The sequence below is a fragment of the Vibrio fluminensis genome (genome assembly GCF_015278125.1).
GTDB classification, from domain to species: domain Bacteria; phylum Pseudomonadota; class Gammaproteobacteria; order Enterobacterales; family Vibrionaceae; genus Vibrio; species Vibrio fluminensis.
Window position 1 is genome coordinate 26,662 of sequence record NZ_JADILO010000013.1, and the last position, 24,001, is coordinate 50,662.

28 protein-coding genes and 1 riboswitch are annotated in these 24,001 nt (G+C 44.8%); of the genes, 18 read left to right on the forward strand and 10 right to left on the reverse strand.

Features of this window, described 5'->3' with window-relative positions; genetic code table 11:
* Nucleotides 1-176: 176 nt before the first annotated feature.
* On the forward strand, nucleotides 177-1,340 hold the full coding sequence (locus IRQ95_RS10855; RefSeq protein ID WP_194437032.1) for an amino acid permease: 1,164 nt from the start codon (nucleotides 177-179) through the stop codon (nucleotides 1,338-1,340).
* A gap of 278 nt (nucleotides 1,341-1,618) precedes the next feature.
* Nucleotides 1,619-2,608, forward strand: a complete 990-nt coding sequence (locus IRQ95_RS10860) for a transporter (protein WP_194436950.1) — start codon at nucleotides 1,619-1,621, stop codon at nucleotides 2,606-2,608.
* A 62-nt stretch (nucleotides 2,609-2,670) separates the two neighbouring features.
* On the opposite strand, the gene IRQ95_RS10865 is transcribed toward IRQ95_RS10860, so the two are convergent.
* The 4 genes from IRQ95_RS10865 to IRQ95_RS10880 are packed head-to-tail and all read right to left on the reverse strand — an operon-like array spanning nucleotide 2,671 to nucleotide 5,221.
* Nucleotides 2,671-3,264, reverse strand: coding sequence for a hypothetical protein (locus IRQ95_RS10865; protein ID WP_194436951.1), 594 nt, complete (start codon nucleotides 3,262-3,264; stop codon nucleotides 2,671-2,673).
* Nucleotide 3,265: 1 nt separating this feature from the next.
* Entirely contained in the window at nucleotides 3,266-3,943 is a 678-nt protein-coding gene (locus IRQ95_RS10870; RefSeq protein WP_228481377.1) for a C39 family peptidase, read from the reverse strand.
* Between the two features lies 1 nt (nucleotide 3,944).
* On the reverse strand, nucleotides 3,945-4,295 hold the full coding sequence (locus tag IRQ95_RS10875; protein ID WP_194436952.1) for a carbon storage regulator: 351 nt from the start codon (nucleotides 4,293-4,295) through the stop codon (nucleotides 3,945-3,947).
* Nucleotides 4,296-4,309: 14 nt separating this feature from the next.
* Nucleotides 4,310-5,221, reverse strand: coding sequence for a hypothetical protein (locus IRQ95_RS10880; RefSeq protein ID WP_194436953.1), 912 nt, complete (start codon nucleotides 5,219-5,221; stop codon nucleotides 4,310-4,312).
* A 508-nt stretch (nucleotides 5,222-5,729) separates the two neighbouring features.
* On the opposite strand from IRQ95_RS10880, the gene IRQ95_RS10885 reads away from it, so the two are divergent.
* Nucleotides 5,730-6,413 carry a helix-turn-helix transcriptional regulator gene (locus IRQ95_RS10885; RefSeq protein WP_228481378.1) on the forward strand — a complete coding sequence of 228 codons (684 nt, stop codon included), beginning with the start codon at nucleotides 5,730-5,732 and terminating at the stop codon, nucleotides 6,411-6,413.
* A 64-nt stretch (nucleotides 6,414-6,477) separates the two neighbouring features.
* Here IRQ95_RS10885 and IRQ95_RS10890 read toward each other — a convergent pair whose 3' ends face one another.
* Nucleotides 6,478-6,834, reverse strand: a complete 357-nt coding sequence (locus IRQ95_RS10890; RefSeq protein ID WP_194437035.1) for a YibL family ribosome-associated protein — start codon at nucleotides 6,832-6,834, stop codon at nucleotides 6,478-6,480.
* A 170-nt stretch (nucleotides 6,835-7,004) separates the two neighbouring features.
* Between IRQ95_RS10890 and IRQ95_RS10895 the strand changes: the two genes are divergently transcribed.
* A complete protein-coding gene (locus IRQ95_RS10895) occupies nucleotides 7,005-7,790 on the forward strand; it encodes a DUF4344 domain-containing metallopeptidase (protein ID WP_194436954.1) in 786 nt (261 codons plus the stop codon).
* A gap of 207 nt (nucleotides 7,791-7,997) precedes the next feature.
* A complete protein-coding gene (locus tag IRQ95_RS10900) occupies nucleotides 7,998-9,659 on the forward strand; it encodes a methyl-accepting chemotaxis protein (protein ID WP_194436955.1) in 1,662 nt (553 codons plus the stop codon).
* Nucleotides 9,660-9,734: 75 nt separating this feature from the next.
* Here IRQ95_RS10900 and IRQ95_RS10905 read toward each other — a convergent pair whose 3' ends face one another.
* Together IRQ95_RS10905 and IRQ95_RS10910 are read right to left on the reverse strand one after the other, a co-directional pair.
* Nucleotides 9,735-10,322 carry a copper resistance protein NlpE gene (locus IRQ95_RS10905; RefSeq protein WP_194436956.1) on the reverse strand — a complete coding sequence of 196 codons (588 nt, stop codon included), beginning with the start codon at nucleotides 10,320-10,322 and terminating at the stop codon, nucleotides 9,735-9,737.
* 239 nt (nucleotides 10,323-10,561) lie between these two features.
* Nucleotides 10,562-11,452 carry a LysR family transcriptional regulator gene (locus tag IRQ95_RS10910; protein ID WP_194436957.1) on the reverse strand — a complete coding sequence of 297 codons (891 nt, stop codon included), beginning with the start codon at nucleotides 11,450-11,452 and terminating at the stop codon, nucleotides 10,562-10,564.
* 83 nt (nucleotides 11,453-11,535) lie between these two features.
* Here IRQ95_RS10910 and IRQ95_RS10915 point away from each other — a divergent pair, with 83 nt between their 5' ends.
* From IRQ95_RS10915 to IRQ95_RS10925, 3 genes are all read left to right on the forward strand, one after another.
* Entirely contained in the window at nucleotides 11,536-11,751 is a 216-nt protein-coding gene (locus IRQ95_RS10915; protein WP_194436958.1) for a DUF2798 domain-containing protein, read from the forward strand.
* Between the two features lie 70 nt (nucleotides 11,752-11,821).
* Nucleotides 11,822-12,883 (forward strand): HlyD family secretion protein, encoded by a 1,062-nt coding sequence (locus tag IRQ95_RS10920; protein ID WP_194436959.1) that lies wholly within the window; start codon nucleotides 11,822-11,824, stop codon nucleotides 12,881-12,883.
* A 22-nt stretch (nucleotides 12,884-12,905) separates the two neighbouring features.
* The gene (locus IRQ95_RS10925) at nucleotides 12,906-13,916 is read left to right on the forward strand and encodes a DUF2955 domain-containing protein (RefSeq protein WP_194436960.1); all 1,011 of its coding nucleotides are present in this window, start codon (nucleotides 12,906-12,908) and stop codon (nucleotides 13,914-13,916) included.
* A 63-nt stretch (nucleotides 13,917-13,979) separates the two neighbouring features.
* Here IRQ95_RS10925 and IRQ95_RS10930 read toward each other — a convergent pair whose 3' ends face one another.
* The 3 genes from IRQ95_RS10930 to IRQ95_RS10940 form a co-directional block, all read right to left on the reverse strand.
* Nucleotides 13,980-14,696 (reverse strand): YebC/PmpR family DNA-binding transcriptional regulator, encoded by a 717-nt coding sequence (locus IRQ95_RS10930; protein WP_194436961.1) that lies wholly within the window; start codon nucleotides 14,694-14,696, stop codon nucleotides 13,980-13,982.
* Nucleotides 14,697-14,797: 101 nt separating this feature from the next.
* Nucleotides 14,798-15,007, reverse strand: coding sequence for a DUF3283 family protein (locus IRQ95_RS10935; RefSeq protein ID WP_194436962.1), 210 nt, complete (start codon nucleotides 15,005-15,007; stop codon nucleotides 14,798-14,800).
* Nucleotides 15,008-15,151: 144 nt separating this feature from the next.
* The gene (locus IRQ95_RS10940; RefSeq protein WP_075648073.1) at nucleotides 15,152-15,349 is read right to left on the reverse strand and encodes a PA3496 family putative envelope integrity protein; all 198 of its coding nucleotides are present in this window, start codon (nucleotides 15,347-15,349) and stop codon (nucleotides 15,152-15,154) included.
* A gap of 371 nt (nucleotides 15,350-15,720) precedes the next feature.
* On the opposite strand from IRQ95_RS10940, the gene IRQ95_RS10945 reads away from it, so the two are divergent.
* From IRQ95_RS10945 to thiE, 10 genes are all read left to right on the forward strand, one after another.
* Entirely contained in the window at nucleotides 15,721-16,569 is an 849-nt protein-coding gene (locus IRQ95_RS10945; protein ID WP_194436963.1) for an ABC transporter ATP-binding protein, read from the forward strand.
* Complete coding sequence (locus IRQ95_RS10950; protein ID WP_194436964.1) at nucleotides 16,566-17,498, forward strand: ATP-binding cassette domain-containing protein; 933 nt, start codon at nucleotides 16,566-16,568, stop codon at nucleotides 17,496-17,498. Before IRQ95_RS10945 ends, IRQ95_RS10950 begins: the two co-directional genes overlap by 4 nt.
* Nucleotides 17,495-17,968 carry a transcriptional regulator gene (locus IRQ95_RS10955; RefSeq protein ID WP_194436965.1) on the forward strand — a complete coding sequence of 158 codons (474 nt, stop codon included), beginning with the start codon at nucleotides 17,495-17,497 and terminating at the stop codon, nucleotides 17,966-17,968. The genes IRQ95_RS10950 and IRQ95_RS10955 overlap by 4 nt, the downstream gene beginning before the upstream one ends.
* A 254-nt stretch (nucleotides 17,969-18,222) precedes the next feature.
* Nucleotides 18,223-18,332, forward strand: a riboswitch (TPP riboswitch).
* A 98-nt stretch (nucleotides 18,333-18,430) separates the two neighbouring features.
* On the forward strand, nucleotides 18,431-19,282 hold the full coding sequence (thiD, locus tag IRQ95_RS10960) for a bifunctional hydroxymethylpyrimidine kinase/phosphomethylpyrimidine kinase (RefSeq protein ID WP_194436966.1): 852 nt from the start codon (nucleotides 18,431-18,433) through the stop codon (nucleotides 19,280-19,282).
* Between the two features lie 5 nt (nucleotides 19,283-19,287).
* Nucleotides 19,288-20,034, forward strand: coding sequence for an ABC transporter ATP-binding protein (locus IRQ95_RS10965; RefSeq protein WP_194436967.1), 747 nt, complete (start codon nucleotides 19,288-19,290; stop codon nucleotides 20,032-20,034).
* Nucleotides 20,027-20,827, forward strand: coding sequence for an ABC transporter permease (locus tag IRQ95_RS10970; protein ID WP_194436968.1), 801 nt, complete (start codon nucleotides 20,027-20,029; stop codon nucleotides 20,825-20,827). Before IRQ95_RS10965 ends, IRQ95_RS10970 begins: the two co-directional genes overlap by 8 nt.
* A gap of 21 nt (nucleotides 20,828-20,848) precedes the next feature.
* On the forward strand, nucleotides 20,849-21,802 hold the full coding sequence (locus tag IRQ95_RS10975) for an ABC transporter substrate-binding protein (protein ID WP_194436969.1): 954 nt from the start codon (nucleotides 20,849-20,851) through the stop codon (nucleotides 21,800-21,802).
* A gap of 16 nt (nucleotides 21,803-21,818) precedes the next feature.
* Nucleotides 21,819-22,490, forward strand: coding sequence for a thiaminase II (gene tenA, locus IRQ95_RS10980; protein WP_194436970.1), 672 nt, complete (start codon nucleotides 21,819-21,821; stop codon nucleotides 22,488-22,490).
* A 9-nt stretch (nucleotides 22,491-22,499) separates the two neighbouring features.
* On the forward strand, nucleotides 22,500-23,300 hold the full coding sequence (gene thiM, locus IRQ95_RS10985; protein ID WP_194436971.1) for a hydroxyethylthiazole kinase: 801 nt from the start codon (nucleotides 22,500-22,502) through the stop codon (nucleotides 23,298-23,300).
* Between the two features lie 55 nt (nucleotides 23,301-23,355).
* A complete protein-coding gene (thiE, locus tag IRQ95_RS10990; protein WP_194436972.1) occupies nucleotides 23,356-23,967 on the forward strand; it encodes a thiamine phosphate synthase in 612 nt (203 codons plus the stop codon).
* Nucleotides 23,968-24,001 lie beyond the last annotated feature (34 nt).

Here is a 24,001-nt window from a genome sequence, read left to right on the forward strand (position 1 = left end):
TTTAACAATTGCGTTTTTGAGATTGAAATCGCCTTAATTCATCGTGTTATTAGAAAAAGTATCCCAATAGATAAAAATATTTTATGCGTAATTTGCAGTATTTCTTGTTAGTCTTGGCAAATAAAATTTACACATTGTTCTGAAATTATTTTCAGTAAGGGTCTTTTCTTTTGAACATGAAGTTGTTTGGTAGTTCCCTCATTTTAGCGGGAACCGCATTGGGTGCAGGTATGTTGGCGATTCCAATGGTGCTAGCGCAGTTTGGTTTTTTTGTTAGTGCAGGCTTGATGTTCGTGATCTTTATTGGCACTACTTACGCGACCTTGTTACTTGCTGAGGCATGCACCAAGACTCAACAAAGCACTAGTATGAGCAGTACGGCTTACTTCACGCTGGGTCGCAAGGGTATGCACTTTACCAACATTCTTTTTTACCTATTGCTTGCTTGCCTAATGATTGCCTACACCATCGGCATTGGTGACTTGCTGCACAGCATGCTGCTTGAAGTCGGCGTTGACCTTTCACCGGTTGTTGGCTACACCATTTTTAGCTTGATCATGGGCCTAGTTGTCGTAGCTGGTAAATCTTATATCGACAAACTTAACCGTGGTCTTTTCATCCTGATGATCGCGATGCTGTTTGTGGTGATTTTCTCGCTAATCAACAACATTGAAATCGCCAATTTGAGCCAAGAAAGTTCATTTACCACCAGCGACGTAGTTCAGTACAGCGCGGTTATCTTTACCAGCTTTGCCGCGATAATCGTGATCCCTTCACTGGTGAGCTACAACCAAGATGCAACTATCGCGCAAATTCGCAACATGGTGCTGTTAGGCTGTGTCATTCCCTTGGTTTGTTACCTAACTTGGCTATTTGCCGTAATTGGGAACTTGGGCGTAGAAACAGTGAGCCAGTTCGATAACATCTCACAACTGATTGCTGCATTTGATGGTGAAACTAGTGTATTGAAAAGCGTCGTGGCGATTTTCTCAGCGCTTGCTCTGATCACTTCATACCTTGGCGTATCGATGGCTCTGTATGACCAAAACAAAGATGCGATTTCAAAAAATCCAGCCATCGCTTACTCGCTGACCTTTATTCTGCCACTGGTACTGGCTACACTATTCGCTAATCAGTTCATCAGTATGTTGGATTACGCCGGTATGGTATTGGTATTCCTTGCGATTTGGGGCCCGCTAGCAATGGCGATTAAAGTTCGTAAGCCTGATTTCGTCCTGGAAGGTCGCACTGAAACCTACACGGTTAGTGGTGGTCAGCCAGCACTGATCGCGACCTTTATGTTTGGCGTACTAATCTTTATCTCTTGGTTTATGGGCTAATTTCAAACTAGGTCCATTCACTCTAGTGTTTAGAGAGCCTTTGGGCTCTCTTTTTTGTCTCATAAATAAGACGAAAAATGAATAACCATTTGTTGCCAATATTATTTTTTTATTGCTTTCCGAGTCCCTCAACAACAATCTCCTTTCTTATCAACAACAACCACGCACTAAGCAAAAATACGCACAGCAAATAGTATAAATTGAGTTAAATACATAGTGGCAAGAGTATGATTTCTGAGCTAATTAAAAGGAGGGCCAAATAAAAAAGGGACGATAAAATGGCAAAACCTCTACTCTATTCTCTTCCGCTTCTCTTACTTGCTCCAACTGTTTTCGCAGAAGATCCTGCAACCGAGGCAAAACGCGCGCAAACTGTTGCGGATGTCATTGACCGACCTGGGGTACTTACACCCAAAGGTCAATTTGGTTTAGAAGCTTCATTGAATTATTCGCAAAACTCCTCAAATCGAGTCAGCGTTGTAGGCTATACGGTTTTGCCAGCGCTTGTAGTGGGCCTGATTGAAGTCAGCGACTCTGACCGTACGACTATCACCGCAGGTTTAACAGGGCGCTACGGCTTAACGAACGCGACAGAATTAGAAATTAGACTGCCCTATGTTTACCGTAACGACCAAATATCAGCCCGCCCAATCAGTGATGGAGCCTCTGACGAAACCATCAACAAAGACTTAGATGGGGGTGGCTTAGGTGATATCGAGTTTGCCGTGCGACACCAATTCAACTTTGACACTGCTCCATACTGGGTTGGTAGTTTACGTATTAAATCTGATACGGGTAAGTCTCCCTATGAGATTGATACTGATCCACTGACCAACGTCTTAGACGATGCGCCGACAGGGTCTGGCTTTTGGAGTGTAGAACCCGGCATTTCGATGATATACCCAACCGACCCAGCCGTACTATTCGCAAGTGTTTCGTATATATACAACTTCAAAGAGGACTTCGATATCAGTGGTCAAAACGCTGAAATTGATTTGGGAGATACTATTTCGTTAGGCGCAGGATTAGGCTTTGCGATTAACCGCGATTTATCATTATCGATCGGTTTGAGCCATCAAACTATCTTAGAAAGTAAAGTGAATGGCCGAAAAGATGACGAAGCGAAACTATTGCAACTCGATTCGCTCAATTTCGGTATCAACTACGCGTTGTCACCTACAACATCATTAAACATCAGCGCGCAGGCAGGTTTAACGGAAGATACACCTGACTTCCAACTCACCGTTCGTGTACCTTTTACCTTCTAACTATATAAAGCACACATAGTAAGAGCCAGCGACTATGTCGCTGGCTCTTTTTCATAAAAACATTAATTGAAATTAAATTGCAGTGACTGCTGAATCTTATTACTGCGCTCTAATCGTTTTAGCGCACCATTAACCTGAGCATCAATATTGATTGCAGTCTCAAAACCAATGACCGTATCATCCAACGAATTTTGAATAACACGATTAATGGCAGATTGCGTAATGCTTGGTAATGGGGCACTAATTTGACTTACTGTAATCTGAGGTGTCTCAACGACTGGCGTTGAAGGCGTTGTCTCTGTTGGTACAGAGTCAACGTTTGGTAGCGTTTCCACGCTAGGCACCAAAGATGTAGCATTGCCACTTCCCACCTGAACCACGGTTGTTGCTGGGATGACTTCTGGCTGGCTTGCCACTAAACGACCATTTTGAAAAAATAGATTGGCGATTCGATTATTAAATAACGTTTCACCATTTATCGAAGTTGCAATATCCACCCCTATGTTGACCATAAAGTCATCACCAAAAAAACCACCTCGATAACTTGCCAATTCTTGGCTATCGAGTGGTTCAAGGTGATTCAGTTGATAAGATGCTGCCACAGGTGCACTTAAACAGGCGCATACCGCGCTTATCAACCCTATTTTTCTGAACATTTTAATACTCCCCACTTTCGGGTAGCGTGATACTAAATACACCTAAAGAGTTCCGAGAAACACCAGAATCGACCGGAGCAGGCGCATAAAGTGTGTAGTTGTCGTCAGAGATGTAGCTATTTCTGGCAATGTTGACATGATTGCGAATCAACAACACAATGCCTGAATAATACTGCTCAAAATCGGCAAATTTCATTTGAATGGTTCCCCTAGATGGGTCACCAAGAATTACCGAATGGCTATTCATACCTTTAATGACTACAAAATGCATATAGCCATCAAAGTTAACTAAAGTAATGCCCGGCACTCCGATATCCTGCATCTTACCTAACGGGATTTTAAATCCGTCAGCGTCATAGCCTAGATTTTGTAAGTAATTTCGCATATCAAGCAGCGAGAAACCGCTTTCTCTGATCTTATCTTGATCACCTTGTTCGAACATAACTTTGAAAATCGAGTTTTCATTGACAGAATACTCATAGTGATAGGTAAGAAGTGACGCTAACGCAGCCGAACCGCAGCTAAAGTCATACTCTTGGCGAATAACATCACCAAACAGTATTTCTTTATAGCTCTTTACCGGAACATTAAACGCCCCACGATGAGGCAAGTAAGTTAATGCATAAGAGGATGCTGAAAAGATCAGCATCCATAAGGTTAAGATTCGCCAAAAAACCATATCATTTCAGTGTCAGGTTAACGACTGTTGAGTTTTGAATCAGTACATTGTTACCGGTGTTTTGGATCACGTTGGTAATACCAGAAGCCGACTCGAGTGCTCCGGCTCCGATATAGTTACTGCCATTAATGGTATTGGAAGCAACATTACCTTGACTGTATCCATTCACATCTGAAGACGCTGAAATACTATCGATATCGATGTTGTACTCATCACCTTCAAGTATGTACTGTCCGCCTCTTGAGCTATCCATGGTGTCCATGGATAGCTCCAAGCCGTCTGCCAGCACCAAATCTTCAGCATAAGCGTTAACAACGAGAACACTGCTTATTGCGAATAGTGCTAAGCGCATGACAATCTCCAAACTTAGTTAGTTTTAACGGTAGCGTTAGTCACAACAGATTGTTGAACCATTGAGTTCGCGCCTGCTGATTGACCCACTGTAGTAATACCAGCTGCATTATTGAAGCCAGTCATGTTGTTCGTGTTACGAACTTCAACACCAGCACCGGCACACTTACCACAGCCTCTATGGCGATATCCCATACCTGCTGCTTCACCGTACTCAACTTTCGCGTGCGTAATTTGACCGTCAAGATCAGATTTAGCGACAACCATATCTACTTCAAAGCTCAAATTGTGGCTAGCATCGATTTTGTTTTGGCTCTGACTCATGATTTGGTTTTGACTGTGTTCCATAGTGTTAGTGGTATTAGCACTATCATTCCACTCTTTGTTGTTGTCATCACCATTGCCTACGTTAGCACTGTCGTTCCACTCTTTGTTGTTGTCGTCGCCATTGCCTACGTTAGCACTGTCATTCCACTCTTTGTTGTTGTCGTCACCACCACCTTTGGTATAGGTATTGTTGTCATCACCAGCACCGTTGTAGTTGTTGTCATTATTGTCATGACCGTTATTTGATGTATTACCATCGTTACCGTTATTCGTGGTTACGGTGTTGTTGTCGTCACCAGCACCATTGTAGTTATTGTCGTTATTGTCATGACCATTGTTAGACGTATTACCATCATTACCATTGTTCGAGGTATTACCATCGTTGCCATTGTTGGAGGTATTACCATCATTACCGCCACCAGTATTAGTCACGTGGTTGTTATCATTACCCGGACCGTTACCGTTATGGCTCAACAAATCAATATCGTCTCCACCACCATGACCATGACCGCCGCCGTGGCCGCCACCGCCCGCTAAAGCTGCACCACTCATTACCATTGCTGCCATTGCGATTGCTACGCCAGTTTTTTTAAGATTCATAACCTTCACTCCGTTGTGTATCCATGTCTGAATTGTTGGTTTATGCCCTTGAGCAACTCGATTATAGGTAGGCATCTGGAAGCACAAGTCTCAAACTTGAGACTGCAAATGGAGGCGAGATTGATATGCGCAGTTGAACAAAAATGGTTGAATATGCATCTTCTGAATAAACATAGAGTTACGAAGTGAAAAATCTCTTCGACTGAGTGAAGTATGAAGATTGAGTCGGGATTCGACTGACGGTACGTACCATACTTTGGCGTGCACAACTCCTACTTTTCACAGGCGGTAGATTTACGACTTTTAGAGTCAAAAGCCAAATAGAACAAGAGATCAGAGACTTAAAGGCACTAGTATGAAAGGCTGCTTAAGGCCGCCGTTTTCGACTAAACTAAATAACTATCTATTACTGATAATAAAGTAATTAGTTGTAATGAAATGAATCACCATCGAAGATTTCTTGAATATACTTTATGTGACCCGCGTCAATACAGGGGCGTGAGACAAGATGAAACCAATAAGAAAGAGGTCAGAGACAGTGGAGATGACAGCCAAGCAAGTGATCATTTTGTCTGAGAAATCGTTGCAGACAAGTTTGATGGAAAAACAACTCACCGAGAAGCTCGATGTTGAAATAGAGGTTCTTTCAGCCACTCAGTTAGATAATGAAATAGTTCCTAAACCTATTGATTTGATATTGGTCGATTTCGAGCAACTCAAAACTATGATCGCCACTGAGATTCTTCCTAACTTTGATCTGCTTAAACTCGATGTCCTTATCTACAATATGCCTCAGGACGAAATCCACTGTGAGTACGTATATTGGCAATCTCTCAAAGGTATTTTACTCAGTAACGCGCCAATCGATCACTTATGCAAAAGTGTTTCCTATGTTTTAAAAGGCGGTTTATGGCTTCCAAGAAAGTGTTTAGAAAGCTTAGTGCAGCTAAGACGCAACCCGAACTTGGAACGTTGCCAACTCTACACTAATCTGACAACGCGAGAGCGACAAATTCTCGACCACGTTGCTTCAGGAAAATCCAACAAACAGATCGCTAATACCCTTTTCTTGTCTGAAAGCACGGTAAAATCGCATGTGTATAAGATTTTCAAAAAACTGGATGTACACAAACGCAGAGACGCTATGCACATTACTAAAGCAATGCACAACAATCATGCGCGGTTTGAGTAATTGGGGGATGGAAAGAGTTAGAGAAGAGCAAAACGAGGTTTTCGCTTTGCTCAACGAGAAGAGATTAAAATTTCTTCGGCGCAAAACCAGTCATAGCATCTAGACGAAGCTGTTTGCCCATTTTTGTCATAGGATGAACAACAACCAGACCTTTAACCGACTTTTTAAGCTTACCTAGGTCCGCTTGTTCTTCTTTAGTAATTTCACGAGAGAATGGCATATCCAACAGAGTCTTACGCTCTTTATTTAAATCGTAGTCTTGCTTACCACGTAGCGAATTCACTTTCTTCGTCAGATCCTCAACCTCATCCGTAAACTTAGAGATCATCGCCTGATCATTGCGGGTTTTCGCTGCATCCAGTTTACGCTGCGCACTATCTAGGCGGTTGTGAAGTTTTTGAAGATCTTGCTTTAAGCTCATGGCAATTTGTCTCTCTCGAATAATGAAGGGCGGCGAGTTTATCATACTCATATCTAGAGCCCTAATTATAATCGATTCAAAGCTAAAGTCGCATATCATCAGACAAAAACTGGCACCCTAAAACGTCAGCCCTTAATATTATGTAAAATATCTAAAACCTAAGGATGGCCATGTTTAGCTATTTGACCAAACGTCTGCATTTACTTTGTTTAGGGCTGCTTTGGAGTACCTCTAGCGCCAATGCTGATGTGCAAATCATTTATCTCACTCCAGATTCCAAGCTAGAAACGGAGGCCAAACAAGCCATTGTTGATAGCGACGTAAACCTCCTGCTGGTGGAACTATCCAAACAACACTTTCCGTTTAAAAACAAGCTAACTGTCCGATATGGTGGCAACGAAGGGCCACTGTATGACCCTCAAGAACACACCATGTTGATGCCATACAGTTTCTACAACGAAGCATTGCAATACTTCAAACAAAACCAATATGAGGAAAAATTTGGCCGATCTGCACAATTAGGTGCCATAGACACGATCTTACACACTTTGCTGCATGAGGCTGGCCATGCCTACATTGAAGATCAATCGATTCCGATTTTGGGCAAAGAAGAAGATGCGGTAGATAATTTTGCCGCAGTCATCATGTTGGAGTATGTGGAAGATGGCGATAATGCGGCGATTAGCGCGGCAGATATGTTTGCTTTCGAATCTCAAGATAGACCCGAGTACTACCAAGCTGATGAATACATCGGTGAGCACAGCTTTGATTTACAACGCTATTTTTCCACCTTATGTCTAATTTTTGGCAGTGATCCACAAAAGCATAATGAGCTACTTAACGAAATCGACAAAGACCTCCTTGAAGAGAGAAAAGAAAATTGTATTTCTCAATACCAAACCATTAGCCATAACTGGCATATTTATCTAAAAAACAAAGACAACACATACTTTTAACACGTTCATCCCACCAAATACCGCTAAGATTGAATAAAAAGTTGCAGCCACACCAAGCTGCAACTAGTTCTTTCGCACCAATAATTAAAATTTATCCTCTTCAGGTTCACAGTAATCTGCCGACACAGTTGTTAACATACTTTATACGCTTGTAACACAAACGCCTGTCGTTTGAACAAAACAGAATAACGAGTGCGGGAAAAATTTATGAATCTAACTATAAGAACACGTCTATATTTGATGTCCTTTTTACCTTTGCTACTGATCACTATCGGGGTCATGGGAGTAACCTATGTTAAAACCACTGGCTTAACAGCCCAACAAGTCGACTCCACCAGTAGCACCATGATGAGCCAAAAAAAAGGCGAATTAAAAACCTACGTACAAATGGCAAGATCAGCAATTCAACCCTTCCTAGACCGTGGCGCATCATTACAAGAAGCACTGCCTACTCTAAGAACGCTCGAATACGGTGAAAGTGGTTATATTTTTGGCTACGACTCAAAAGGTGTGCGCTTATTTAACGGTAACAGTACGAAAGGCATCGGCGATAACTTCCTCAACCTACAAGATAAGCAAGGAAATTATCTCATCCAAGACTTGCTCAAAAACGCTAAAACGGGTGATTTTACGACGTATTACTTCCCTAAATTGGGCGAGACTGTCGCTTTGCCAAAACTTAGCTACTCAATCTATATCCCTGAATGGGATCTAATGATGGGCACAGGTTTTTATACTGACGACATTGATGTTGTCATTGCAGACATGAACAACAATGCCAACCAAGCCCTTGAAAATACATTGTTAATGATTGTTCTGTTCTGTTTAGGCATATCAGTCATTGTCGCCATTGCGGCCATCGCAATTAACCGTTCGATAATGAAACCACTTGAGCAATTCGATGATTCTATTCAGTCATTTGCTAATGGTGATGCCGACTTAACTGCTCGTATGGAGTCATTCAAAGCCCCAGAATACGCGCGTCTAAGTCAAAATTTCAATATTTTCGTTGAAAGCTTACAAAATATTATCCGTAACGTAAGTGATGTAGGCCAGCAAGTCGTATCTGAGACCACCAGCATGTCTTCTCGTGCAGCTCAAGTAGATGACTTAGCAACAGGGCAACGAGAAGAGACGGAACAAGTCGCTACAGCGATGACAGAGATGACCACAACGGCTCAAGAAATTTCTAACAACGCCAACCAAGCGGCAGATTCTGCACGAGAAGCTGATACTAGTGCGCTCGAAGCACAACAAGTGGTCAATGCGGCAGCGAGTTCTGTAGGTGCTCTTGCTGATGAAGTACATCACGCAACCGAAGTCATCTCTCGCCTAGAGGGTGATGTGCAGAATATTTCATCGTCTCTAGAAGTTATCCAAGATATCGCCGAGCAAACCAACTTACTCGCGCTTAATGCGGCCATCGAAGCAGCTCGAGCTGGGGAACAAGGACGTGGTTTTGCAGTCGTCGCGGACGAAGTTCGCAAGCTGGCAAGTCGAACTCAAGAGAGCACTGGTGAAATACATAAAATGATTCAGCAGCTAAAATCGGCTTCAGATGATGCGGTTAAAGCGATGGAGAGTAGCCAAACGAGAAGCTCAGACACGGTAAATGAAGCAAATGCAGCGGCAGAAGCGTTAGTGAAGATACAGCACTCTATTGCGACAATCATGGATATGAACTCTTTAATCGCAACGGCAACAGAACAGCAAAGCCTTGTAGGGCAAGAGATTTCTGAACGCATCGTGATAATCTCTGACCAAAGTTCGCAGTCAGCTCAGCTTGCGAATGAAAACCGTGCTGGCAGCCAGAATCTCAATAGCCGAGCCAATGAGTTATACGATTTGGTAAATCGCTTTACAGTGTAAAACTGCCCACCAATTGTACAAACTATGCAATAAAAAAGTGACCTCTCGGTCACTTTTTTATTGGCCAATTTAACGCTATTTTTGCTGAACTAAGGTGTAATTATCTGCCATCTCACCTTCAACTTTGTTGCCATCAACATCCAGCATCATCAGTACATTTTCACCAACAAAAAATTGCTGAGAGTCATCTTTGTCAGACAAAGTAATCGTATCGCCTTTACTGTTCCATACAAATTCACCCGTTGATTTGTACTCCCCTTCTTCTCCTTTGCCTAAGTAAACTTGGTCATAAGAGTAGGTACCATCAAAATTGAGCGTTAATGAAGTTGCAATACCAGAACAATCCGCACAAGGTAGTGTACCTAAATAGGCACCTTCCCAATCCAGTGAATTACGTGCGCTATGTGTTAATCGTGGTTCATCAACCTGGTCGGTTTCAGGTCTTAAAGTACTGCTTGCTGCTGAAATCGTCGATTCTGCTGCTGATTGAATGGTTTGAATGCCTTCTGTAACAGTTTCAGTCATACTATCTAATGGCTGCCCGTCAGCTTGTTGTGCAGCTTGCTCTTGTGGCGCTTTACCAATCGGTTCACTTGGAGCTTCGTCTTGGCAACCTGCTAATACAAAGGCAGAGCTCGCCAATATCAATAGTGCTTTTTTCATCTTCTTTCCTTATTCAACAAACGCGATATACCTCAGTAATCATAGAATCGTTTATGTTACTTACGTCAGAATAAACGCAAATTAATGATCCGCTATTGTCAGGAATCTTTGATAAATAAGAAATATCAGCTCATTTGATTACTTACGTATGATGAATCATCTTAAACTTGGTGAAATGACAACCCCACCTACTGAGTATCTCAGCTTTTCTCGTGCAACCTAAATTAGCATCAGAATAATCACCAGATCTTTTTCACCCCTTGCAGCAATGCTTCAATAAATAATGACAGTGCACGCGGCTGATAACGACGCTGCTTATAGACCAAATACGCTTTGCGATTGCTACGGTTATACTCAGGTAACACTTGCTGCAAATTTTGTTTTGCTACTGGCTTAACGTGACGCAAGGGCAATGAGGCAACGCCAATCCCTTTTTCAACCGCTTGAATCACCGCCAAGATATCATTCACGACCAGTTTGGGCTGAATCGACATCACCTCCACCAGCTCATCTCCGCGATAAATCGGCAAGTCGATAATATTATCGACCGACACCCACTCTTGTTCACGCAGCTGCTCTAAGTTGGTGATTGGTGCCACTCTCGCCAAATATTCTGGGCTGGCAAAAAAGCCGTGCTTGGCTTCAAACAGTGGTCTGGCAATCATCCCTTCCATCTCGCGCAAGTCAAAGGTCATCAACAAATCACGGTCGGTTTGCGGGACAAGCTGTTCTTGGCTTAACACCAGATCAAGCTGTACCTTCGGATAACGCTGAAGAAATTCCTCAACCACATCTTCAGCAAAACCACGGTAGAAATTGTAAGGTAAAGCCAGTTTAATTTTGCCCTCTACATCTTGGCGATCTTCACTCAACTGTTCAAACGCGGTTTCGATACTTTCCATACCACTTTTAAAAAGATTAAAGGCATGCATGCCAGATTCTGTCGCCGCCAGTTCCCGACCTTGCTTCTCCAATAATCTCACATTAAGCCGCTCTTCTAGTGCGTTTAAACGGCGTGACATGGTGGAAATCGGTAGACGTAACTGACGTGAGGCTTCTTGCAGCGAGCCGAACTCTACGACAGCACAAAACAGATAGAGATCGTCAATGTTTCCAAATATGGAATTCATACTTCTAATCCTGCTTATTTTTCCATTAATTGAATGGTTATATAGTCTATTTACACCAAAGCCAAGCAAGACAGGAGAAAAGCATGAACACAAAACAATTTTGGCTCACCGCACTAATGTCCTCTTTCACGATGGCGCTAATGATGTCTGGCGTACTGTCAGGCTATAAGCTTGGCTTTAACAGTGATTGGCCTTTGATCTGGTTAGAAAGTTTCAGTTTAGCCTGGCCGTGCGCGCTATTTCTAAACCTAACCGTATTGCCACAAGTCCGCCGTTTCGCTGCATGGATAACAGCTTAACCAAAAATCACAATTCAAATAAAACAACAAACAAGGAGGTGAACAATAATCCAATATGAAGAGAAGCCTAATGACAGAAAAATTCTACCAATACCTGCTTTACACCGTGCTCAGCATCACCATCTTTTTCTCACTCTTCTTGGTGGCCGCTGACAATATCGCCCCTTTTACCACTCAAGCGTCGTTACATCGCACCATCGCAACCATTGCGCCCGAAACCTCTGGGGTAATTGAACAAGTCGCGGTGAAAAATGGTCAACACGTACAAGCGGGCGAGACGCTATTCCGCTTAGATGATCAAGGCTATCAGCTCAAAGTTGACCAAGCCAAAGCGGAATTGGCGCAAGCACAACAAGCGTTTCTAGCCAGTACACAACAGCTTAATGTCGCCAAACAAACGCTGCTACAAAAACAAGAGCAAGAACACAATGCCATCGCCAAGCTGGCGCGTAATAAAGCCTTGTACAAGAAAGGGCTCACCACCACACAAGCGATTGAAGACAGCGAATTGAGTGTGAAAGTCGCCAAAAGTGCTTTGCTTGCCGCGCAAGCCGACATTATGCGCATCGAAGCGCAATTGGCAGACAGTGACAGCAATGCCGCCATCCAACTGGCTAAAGCGAAGTTAGCCAGTGCCGAGCTCGATGAGCAGCACACTCATATTACGGCGCAAACGAGCGGCACAGTCACCAACTTGCAATTACAACCAGGCAGCTACATCAGCCAAGGCACTACCGCTTTGCTACTAATAAACGAATCTCAAGCGTGGCTAAGCGCCGATTTCAATGAAAAAGGCATTACTCACTTAAACACCAACAATCACGCTTATATCGCGTTTGACGCGATTCCAGGCCAAGTGTTCACTGGACATATTGAAAGCCAAGAGCGTGCCATTCGCGATAGTGATAACAGTAATGGTCAACTAGTTGATGTGGTAAACGATACTCGTTGGATCCGTGAGCAGCAAAAAGTACGCGTGCGTATTGTGCTAGACGATATGCAACCAGAAATGGCGCAGCGCTTAATTTCCGGCTCAAGAGCATCCGTGTCGGTACAAAACGGTTCAACCATCATTGATGCCATCAGCTACAGCTGGATCCAGCTAGTATCACTGTTCCGTTATATCTACTAATTGACTGACAAAGGCGATGAGTATGACATTCCCTGCCCTATTCAAATTTGATCATGTATCGCAGCGCAATGAGGCGCTGCGTATCACGCTGGCGATTACGGTGTGTATGGTGCTGGGTAAGCTGCTTAATCTTGGTTCTCCAGTCTATTTAGCGCTCTATCCAACCATTATCATGACCAAGGCGAAAGACTATTCTTGGTTCGGTTTAGGCAAAACCTTTGCGCCAACACTACTCGCGGCAAGCTGCGCTTTAGTGGTGAGCAACACCTTCTCACAACATCCATTTATTATTTGGACCATTAGCCTGATCTTTTTCGATTGGATGCGCCGCAGAGCAACAACACCCGCCAAAATGGGCGCCATGTTGATGCCAACTTTCAACTGGATTTTGGTGATCGTCTTTGCTCAGCACACCAGCGCCGATATGACCACGCGCATCCATGAAATCTTGATTGCTATGGTGATCACCACACTGGTGTGCAAAGCCGCTGTGGCACTGTTTCCAGTTGCCAGCAAAGGAAAACCGCCAGTGTTTGAAGAAACACCGGTTAACGCCGAGCAGCGGCTATTGTCGCTTGCGCTAATTGGTATTGGCGTTGGTTTTTTACTGCAAGTGGAAATGTTATCCGCCACTTTCTGTCTGGTTCCGGTGATTGCCGCAGCTACCCAAAGCCAAGCCGATGCGTTTCGCCAAGTGGTGGAAAGACGGTTTATCACCCAAGTGGGCGGCTGTGCACTGGCGTTTATTTTTACCTTAGTGCTTTCTGGTCACCAGACCAACATTGGGCTTTACGTAATCTTACTTGGCGGCTTGATCTTTCTGCTTGCCAGCATGATGGCTAAAGCAGATTTCAAACTGCGTGACCTCCATGGCGACGCACTACTCGCGACTATGTTGCCAATTCAACTCTATATTGGCGCGAGTGAGATGGGCTTAGAGCGTACCTTCCTGCGCGGCTGGCAACTGGCAGTCACGCTCGGGATTTTGTTTACGCTCTACACACTGGTCACGCGCTCACGTAAACCAGCATGATATTTCGATATAAAAAAAAGGCTTCGCAATTGCGAAGCCTTTATCGTTTGTCACCCGCTCAAATTAGATTTCAGCGTTGTGGTAAACTTGTTGTACGTCGTCACAGTCTTCTAGAAGGTCTAGGAACTTCTGGAATTTCTCTTGATCGTCAGCACCAATTGCGTGGTAAGCCTGAGGAACAAAAGTGATCTCTTCAACGTCAAGAGTAAGTTCTGGGTACTCAGAGTTTAGAGCCGTTTTCACTTTGAAGAACTCAGTGTTTGGCGCGTAAACAGTGATCACACCGTCTTCAAGCTCGATATCAGTAACATCACAGTCAGCCATCATTAGCGCTTCTAGTACTGACTCTTCATCGTCACCTTTGAACTGGAATACAGCTTGGTGAGCGAACATGTGAGATACAGTACCTTCAACACCAATTTTCGCGCCTGTCTTAACAAAGCATTGACGTACATCTTGGAAAGTACGGTTACCGTTGTCTGTTAGACAGTCAACGATTACGCTAGCACCACCTGGAGAGAAACCTTCGTAGCGCGCTGGTACGTAATCTTCACCGCCGCCGCCGTTAGCTTTGTCTAGTGCTTTTTCAATAACGTGTGCTGGCACTTGGTCTTTTTTAGCTTTAGCGATTAGGTGACGTAGAGACAAGTTCATGTCTGGATCTGCGCCGCCATTTTTAGCTGACATGTAAATTTCTTTACCGTACTTGGAATAAACTTTAATTTTTGCGCCTGCAGTTTTCGCCATAGAGGCTTTGCGCACTTCAAAACTTCTTCCCATCGGGATGATCTCTCTTAATTTAAATTTAACGCGAAGGATTTTAGCAAAAATTCGAGGCTTTTCAATTTCGCCTCTAATACCTGATATAGGTAAGCTCGGGCTTACGCGACACCCATAAGTCGTTTGTATTTTACCACACACTCAGTAAACCAAGTGCGCTCAGTATCATCGACGATCTTTCCTGCTTGTTGATCAATCTCATCAGGCCCTGTTTTGGCTTCTTTCAGCTTCCACACAAGAAACGCAGCTTGCTTATCCAGCTCCACTTTGTTCTTTTCATCTGCAGGTAACAACGACAAATTTACCGACATAGTCAGATCTCGATTAAAAATACGAGGCGGAAATATACCACAACAGAAGTAAATGTTGAGAAAAGAAAATGGGGTGAGATCAAAAACAATAAAGGGTGGCTTACAGAATAGCCACCCTAATGGGAAGTATTGCCTTAATTTGGCTTAGTGGAGCAAACCTAGCTCTCGAGCTTCTTCAATTGTTAAACCGCTTTCACGAATCTCGCGTAATGCCTCAATACGGCGACGAGCTTCAGCTGATTTAACCATCGAAGTAGGTTTGTGTGATTCAACTTCTTCCGTGAAGTCCCACTTACTTGCAATACTTGTCATTTCATCATGGTCTAAAGAATTGATGGACATAAAAACCTCCGAGAAAAACCATGCAAGGGACGGGCTAATCTTTAGCAAACGCGACCCTAGCTTGTTAAGTACAATCGGTCGAGAATGTGACTTCGATAATAGTTCATAAAGCGATAATAAAAATCGCCACAAATTGCTTTGCACCGACTAAAATTGCGCTGTACATTTAAAGAATTCCCCTGCGAAAACCTACCTTGCTTTAGATCACGCCAAGCACAATTTTTCATCAGCCATTTCACTGTCGTACCTAACGTTTTCCTCGACTCATCCTGACTATTTTTAGATCGACTTCACCCTTTTATCCCAGACTTCTTTTCTCAATCGAAATAAGAGTTAATGATAATCATTATCCTTATCAATCAGGTTTCGTTATGAGTGAACATTTTTTAAAGCATGCTTTTCATGCAGAACCAATCATACAAGTGCGCAATTTATGCGTTGACTATATTACCGACAATGGTGATTTTAACGCCGTTAAGTCGGTCAGTTTTGATATCGGCAAAGGTGAGATCTTCGGCCTTGCCGGAGAGTCAGGCTGTGGCAAAAGTACTATCGCATTTGCCATTAACCGCTTGCATAAGCCGCCTGCGTTTATCTCTGGTGGACAAATCAACTTTGAAAGTCGTGACCTTCTTAAGCTGCCAGAAAGTGAGTTTAATACCATCCGCTGGAGTGAAATTGCGATGGTATTTCAAAGCGCAATGAACTCACTCAACCCCGTTTTGCCTGTTCAAGAACAATTTGCAGACGTGTTACGTCACCATCAAGGTCTAAGTGAAGAACAAGCGAAGAAGCGCGCCGAGCAACTATTAGATTTGGTCAATATTCCTCGAGAGCGTCTCACCGAATATCCGCACCAGTTCAGTGGCGGTATGCGCCAACGCTTAGTGATAGCGATCGCCCTCGCGCTCAACCCTAAAATGATCATCATGGATGAACCGACAACTGCACTTGATGTGGTGGTGCAACGAGAGATCTTGCAACAGATCTATCAGTTGCGTGAAGAGTTTGGTTTTTCCATTCTATTTATCACCCACGATCTCGCGCTGATGACTCAACTCTGTGATCGTATCGCGATCATGCGGCATGGCGAAATCGTCGAAGTCAACACGGCCAAAGAGATCCGCGTCAACCCTCAACACGCTTACACACAAAAGCTCTGGGCATCGTTCCCGAATATTCACGAAGGAAAACATCAACAGCAAGGAGTTCCAGCATGAGCGAACCTATCATCCAAGTTAATGATATTGTGAAAGAGTTTAATGTCGGCGGCGGTTTTTCTTCCGTTGAACGCTTTAAAGCATTGCAAGGCGTTAGCTTCAATCTGCATAAGGGACGTACGCTTGCCCTCGTTGGAGAGTCTGGCTGTGGGAAAAGTACCTGCGCTCGCTTGATCACTAAGGTCTACCCTACCACCAGCGGAGAGATCTTATTTAAAGGTCGCAATATCGATGAGATCAATGGCCGCAAAGATCTCCTCGATTACCGCAGTAAAGTACAAATGGTCTTCCAAGATCCCTTTGGTTCGCTCAATCCGACTCATACCATACGACATCACTTAACTCGCCCACTCAAGATCCACAAACAAGTCGAAAACAATGCAGAACTCACCGCCAAACTGGATGAATTGATCCAACTGGTCGAGTTAGCGCCCGATACGCTCGATAAGTACCCACACGAGCTAAGCGGAGGTCAACGTCAACGGGTTAACCTTGCGCGAGCATTAGCGGTTGGCGCTGAAGTAATACTGGCCGACGAACCCACCTCAATGCTTGACGTTTCAATTCGTCTTGGGGTGTTAAACCTTATGCAGCGCATGAAAAAAGAGCTCGGCATTGGCTTTTTGTATATTACTCATGATCTTGCCACTGCCCATTATATCGCGGAAGAAACCGCGGTTATGTATAAAGGACAGATTGTTGAGTGGGGGGATACCCAATCAATTTTGAATAATCCTCAGCACCCTTATACTAAGTTACTCATCTCTGCAGTGCCGGATCCCGATCTACCATTTGGTCATTTGGTCGAAACTGAACCAAACTACTCTTTAGAGGCTGATCAAATTCGCGCCACCAGTGCCACATTGCAACATGGCGTACAACAAATTGGCCCAAATCACTTTGTTAAACAATGGGATGATGCGGCATGATCAAACTAGAATCTTGGGTAGCGGCGATCAGTGATTGGTATCAAAACCGGAAACATGATCAAGATGAATCTTTATGTTCATTAATCCTGTCTGTCCCTGATTCTGTTTGGGGGCCACAAGTCACCGAACTGCAAAGCAAAGCCATCGCCTGCTGGTTAGATGGGTGTTTGCGAGTTTTTCACGGGTTGCGATATAGCAACCCAGCCAAAGCCTATCAATACCTCCAACTCGCCAGCAGCAAATTACAAGCAACGGCAAGCCAACCTTTAGCCGATATTGAACTAAGGGATTGGTCAATGAAGCGTTTGCAGCACTTAACGGTACTGGCTCTCGAGTTTTGCAATCAACAGACGCATGATCAATGGCAGCAAGAATCAGACAAATTGATCGAGTCACATGTGCAGTTTATGGCGGCGTACAATTGGAACGAATCTCGAAAGCATGATCAAGGAAACCCTACTTTTCATTGATCTGATGCGCAATTTGTTCTTTCTCCCCTTGATCATCTTTCCGTTATTTAAATCATGCTTCCGATTGTTTAAAGGGCTTAGCGCCCTTTTTCTTACCTTTCGCTATGTAAGATAAATCTTCAATAACGAACAACGGCCTAAAATGCGAAGCTTAACGCGCAAACTCTCTCAACACGCTAACGTACCGGAAGTGTGATCAAGGCAAATATCTTTCTATTATCAATATGCTTAATACAAGAGAGCTGATACTATCGTTTTAATAGTCGGGGTGCCGCTGCCATTGTGCAAAGGCTGAGATCGAATTTCGAGACCCGTAGAACCTGATTCAGTTAACACTGACGTAGGGAACTATCATCACTTTGCTACCGCTTACACACAGAACCCTAGCGCCGATCCATTTCACGATCGCGTTAATGCTTCAGGTCAAAGTCAGTTCCTATTCGTCAGACAATAGGAGCGACCATGACGCAAACTCGCCATACCACTGCTGCAAACTCTTCTTCACACACACCGATTGTGTTGACTATTGCTGGCTCAGACAGTGGCGGCGGCGCAGGAATCCAAGCCGATATTAAAGCCATATCGGCAACGGGCAGCTTTGCCTGTTCGGTGATTACCGCCATCACATCACAAAACACTCAAGGCGTTTCTGCCATTTTCCCAATTCCATTGGAGCACGTAGAGAGTCAGTTAGACGCCGTATTTACCGATCTCAATATCGTTGCGGTAAAAATAGGTATGTTGGCAGACGCAAATATAATCAGGGTCGTTGCGAATAAAATTAAGCAATATCAGCCAAGATTTTTGGTGGTGGATCCTGTGATGGTTGCCACCAGCGGTGACTTGCTGCTTGAGCAATCGGCCATCAGTACCTTGAAAACTGAATTACTGCCCTTGGCTGATATTATCACCCCTAACCTTCCTGAAGGCGCCGCACTGACTTCCCTTGCCATACCCCAGTCTCAAGCGGAGATGAACGACATGATCAACGATCTTCGTCAGCTTGGCGCCAAAGCGGTGCTGCTAAAGGGCGGGCATCTAGAAAAAGATCACAATAGCAACGATCTACTGATCACCATGAACAATGCCGAACTGATCAGTGCTAAACGTCATCAGACAAAAAATACCCACGGCACTGGCTGTACCCTTTCTTCTGCCATCGCCTCATATCTTGCGCAAGGTAATGAGTTAACGGACGCGGTGAAACTGGCTAAACACTATATTTCACAAGCGATTGCGCATGCCGATCAATTGCAAGTGGGACAAGGTCATGGACCGGTACACCATTTCTTTGCTTTCGCTGCAGAGCAGTAAAGCCAATGGTGACACAAACATTGGGCGTGGAAATCAATCACGCCTACTTACAATACCAAACCAACACAATAGCCACGCTAGCGAACGTTAATATGTCGGTTCCTGCTGGATGTTGGACGGTGCTACTGGGTCGCAGCGGTAGCGGCAAGACCACACTTTTACGCTATCTTGCTGGGCTGCTAGGTGACAGCGTCACAATTAAAGGTGAAATACGTTCGAGTGATGGTCAACCTTTTGCTCAACGCATTGCCTACATGGCACAACAAGACTTATTGCTACCTTGGCTCAACGTGCTGGATAACGTCTGTCTCAGCGCCAAATTTGGTTCCACTGCTCAACCGAAGATGCAAGCGCAAGCACTGCTTGATCAAGTTGGTCTTGGTCAATATGCCAACGCTATGCCCGATCAATTGTCTGGAGGAATGCGCCAGCGAGTCGCATTGGCGCGTACTTTAATGCAAGACAAACCTTTAGTGCTAATGGATGAGCCATTTTCTGCGCTCGATGCGGTGACTAGACACAAGCTTCAAGGGCTGGCGGCAAACTTACTCGCCAACAAGACCGTGATTCTAATCACCCATGATCCGCAAGAAGCTGTCCGTCTAGCCGAACAGCTTTATGTCTTGCAGGGAACGCCTGCACACGCGATAAAACTCAACGTGCCCAATACTCTACCACCAAGAAATCTAGATGCTGAATGTGCTGCGTTACAGCAAGCTATTTTGCAACAGTTGGAGCATGACTATGACTGATGCGACCCAACATACTGCTCCAGTAAAGCCAAAGAGTAAACGAGAGCAACTTGACCGACCTGCGCTAAGACTATCCCTTAGCACCTTGATAATACTGGGATTATGGCAATTCATCGTCGTGGCGTTTGATATGCCGAGCTTTATCTTACCAGCCCCTATCGATGTCTTACACACCATGATCACGCGCTATCCGGTATTGCTCAAACACACTTGGGTGACAGCACAAGAAATCTTGCTCGGCCTTGGGCTTGGTCTAATGATGGGCTTACTGTTTGCCCTACAAATGTTGTTATTTGAGCCCTTAAGACGCTGGTTACTGCCAATTCTTATCGCCAGCCAAGCAATTCCTGTTTTTGCTATTGCCCCTATATTGATGCTCTGGCTCGGCTATGGCATTGCCTCCAAAGTCGTCATGGCGGCGATCATTATCTTCTTCCCAGTGACAACTTGCTGTTACGACGGCCTGCGCAATACACCAACGGGTTACCTTGACCTTGGTAAAACCATGGGGGCGTCTAAGTGGCAATTGCTGCGTCATATTCAATTGCCAGCCGCTTTGCCGACATTAGCCTCAGGCATTCGCGTTGCAGTGGTCATCGCCCCCATTGGAGCTGTGGTTGGGGAGTGGGTTGGCTCAAGTGAAGGGCTAGGCTATCTGATGTTGCAAGCCAATGCGCGGATGATCATCGATGAGATGTTCGCTGCTTTATTCATTTTGGCCGCCCTATCCATCGCACTCTATTTCACCACCGATAAATTACTAAAAACCGCCATCCCTTGGGAAAACAAATAGGCGAATTCAAAAGGAAAAATCATGCTTAAAAACACGCTCGTTCGTATCACGGTTCTACTCACAACACTTGCTAGCAGCCATCATGCGCTGGCTCAGGATAAAGAAATCAGCTTGATGCTGGATTGGTTTGTAAACCCAAACCATGGCCCAATCGTGATCGCTCATCAAAAAGGCTATTTCAAACAACAAGGTATACAAGTCAATATCTTAGAGCCAGCGGATCCCACCATGCCCCCTAAGCTCGTTGCTGCTGGCAAAGTCGATATGGCGATTTCATACCAACCAAATTTGACCATTGATGTGGCGGCTGGGCTGCCTTTGATCCGCTCTGCCACCCTCATCGCGACGCCGCTCAATACGTTAATGGTGCTAGACAATGGCAAAAATAGTGAACTGGCCGATCTAAAAGGCAAAAAGATCGGCATTGCGATTGCCGGCAACGAAGAGGCCACCATCGGGACAATGCTCGCGCAAGCCAACGTCGCTTATTCTGACGTGGAAATTATTAACGTAGGCTGGGCTCTCTCTTCATCACTCGCCTCTGGCAAAGTGGACGCTATCTGGGGTGGTTTACGTAACTTTGAAACCAACCAACTAGCATTAGAGGGCTATCAAGCAAAAGCATTCTTCCCTGAAGAGCACGGCGTACCTGCCTATGATGAATTAGTGTTTGTCGCCAATGCCAACACCTACGACAAGCAAGCAATTCAAGCCTTCAACCAAGCCTTAGAGCAAGCAACAACCTACATCGTCAATCACCCTAAGCAATCTTGGCAAGAGTTTGTCGCTTACGCGCCGGACACTCTTAGCAATGAGCTGAATCAACGCGCATGGAACGACACCCTCACGCGCTTTGCGCTGCGTCCATCGGCAGTTGATCTAAAACGCTATGACGATTACGCCCAATTTATGTATGCACAGAAAATCATCACTACCCTACCTAAAGCACAAGATTACGTGCCTAATTTTAACTAATAGAGGCTCATTCATCATGCATTACCAAGATTTAATTAACGCTTGTCGACAAGATTGGCAGCAATACACCGAACATGATTTTGTCCAACAGCTAGCGCGTGGAAACTTAGATCAGGCCTGCTTTCTTCACTATCTCAAACAGGACTTCTTATTCCTCAAACAGTATGCTCGCGCCTACGCGCTGGCAATTTACAAAGCTCGTACCTTGGATGACATGCGTCGCGCACTGCCAAGTGTCCATGCCCTACTCGACTCAGAAATCGCTCACCATGTAAGTTATTGCGAACAATGGGGGTTAACGGAAGCAGATCTTGAAAACGAAGCTGAAGATTTTGGCACCGTTGCCTACACACGTTATGTGCTCGATGCTGGAATGAGTGGGGACCTAGTCGATCTCTACGCCGCACTCGCGCCTTGCTCAATTGGTTATGCGACTATTGGCAAACTTTTATTGGACGATCCAAACACTCTAATCGAAGGGAACCCTTACGCCAGTTGGATCTTGCTATACGGAAGGGATGAATTCCAAACCGGAGTTGCCTCAGGAGCTGAACACTTCAACCAGCTACTCGCCGAAATAGACATTGATAGCACCCGTGGGCAAAACCTCATCCATGTATTTAAAACCGCGACTCGTATGGAAATTGCCTTTTGGCAACAAGGGCTTGATGCCCATTTAGTAAAATAGGAAGCAGCCATGTTAATCGAACAAATCTCGCAAGCACTCAATGCCGTTCGCCAGCAAAAACCGCTGGTGGTCAATATCACCAATTACGTAGTAATGAACAACACGGCCAATGCATTACTGGCGATAGGCGCTTCTCCGATAATGGCGCATTCAAAACAGGAGATGGCAGAAATGCTCTCTTTCGCTGGTGCATTGGTGATCAATATCGGCACTCTCGACAGTATTTGGACACCAAGAATGGCGTTTGCGGTTGAGCAAGCCAATGCCAACAACAAAATCGTCGTACTCGACCCTGTGGGCTGTGGTGCCAGTAGCTTAAGAACGGAAACATCACGTCAAATTGCTCGCTTAGCGGATCGTCTGATCATTCGTGGTAACGCATCGGAAATTATCGCTCTAGCCGGCGAACAAGCACAAAGCAAAGGGGTAGATGCACTCGATAGTAGCGACGCCGCGCTCGGCGCTGCCCACTTCTTAGTCAAAGAATATGGAGCCAACGTAGTAATTTCAGGTGAGACGGATTACATCGTTAGCGATAAGCGCACTGTAAAGCTCTCTAACGGGCATGAAATCATGCCATATGTCACTGGGATGGGTTGCACGCTAACCGCGCTTACAGGTGCATTTGCGGCGATTGGTGATACTACAGGATTAGCCGCGGCGGCAGTGCTAGGGGTCGCGGGTGAAATCGCCGCAGAACAAGCAACGGGACCAGGAAGTCTACAAGTGACGCTGCTCGATACACTTTATCAACTTGATGAAGCTCGCTTAGTTGCGCGCCTAAAACTGCAAGTAAGTGAACACGCTTAATTCATGATACACAACTCCCCTGTTCAACCTGAGCAGGGGAACAATAGGAAGCCTAATGAATCCTTATCGTTTATATCTAGTTACCGATGATCAACAGGACTTAGCCACGCTCTTACGTGTCGTAGAGCAAGCCGTCGAAGGCGGCGTGACTATGGTTCAAGTGCGCGAAAAACATGGTGATGTACGTGCCTTTATCGAACGAGCCATGGCAGTAAAGCAAATACTGCAAGGCACTGGCGTGCCGCTGATCATTAATGACCGAGTTGATGTCGCATTGGCCGTTGATGCCGATGGCGTTCACCTAGGACAAAGCGATCTCCCCGCAAGGATCGCGCGTAAACTGATTGGACCGGATAAGATCTTAGGCTTGTCGATCGAAAATGAAGATCAACTCAATGTCGCCGATCAACTCCCCATTGACTATATCGGCTTAAGTGCGATCTTTGCGACACCAACCAAGACGAATACCCAGAAACATTGGGGGCTCGCGGGTTTGGAGCTTGCACTTAGCAAAACGCGATTGCCTATCGTGGCTATTGGGGGAATTAATCGCGCCAATATTCCTCAACTTAGTGCAACAGGTGTTGATGGACTTGCGCTGGTTTCAGCCATAAGTCACGCAGAAGATCCAAAGTTAGCCGCTCAGGAGCTGTTGGCGTTAATGTGATGATAACGGAAAAACAATCAGCAAAATTTGGACA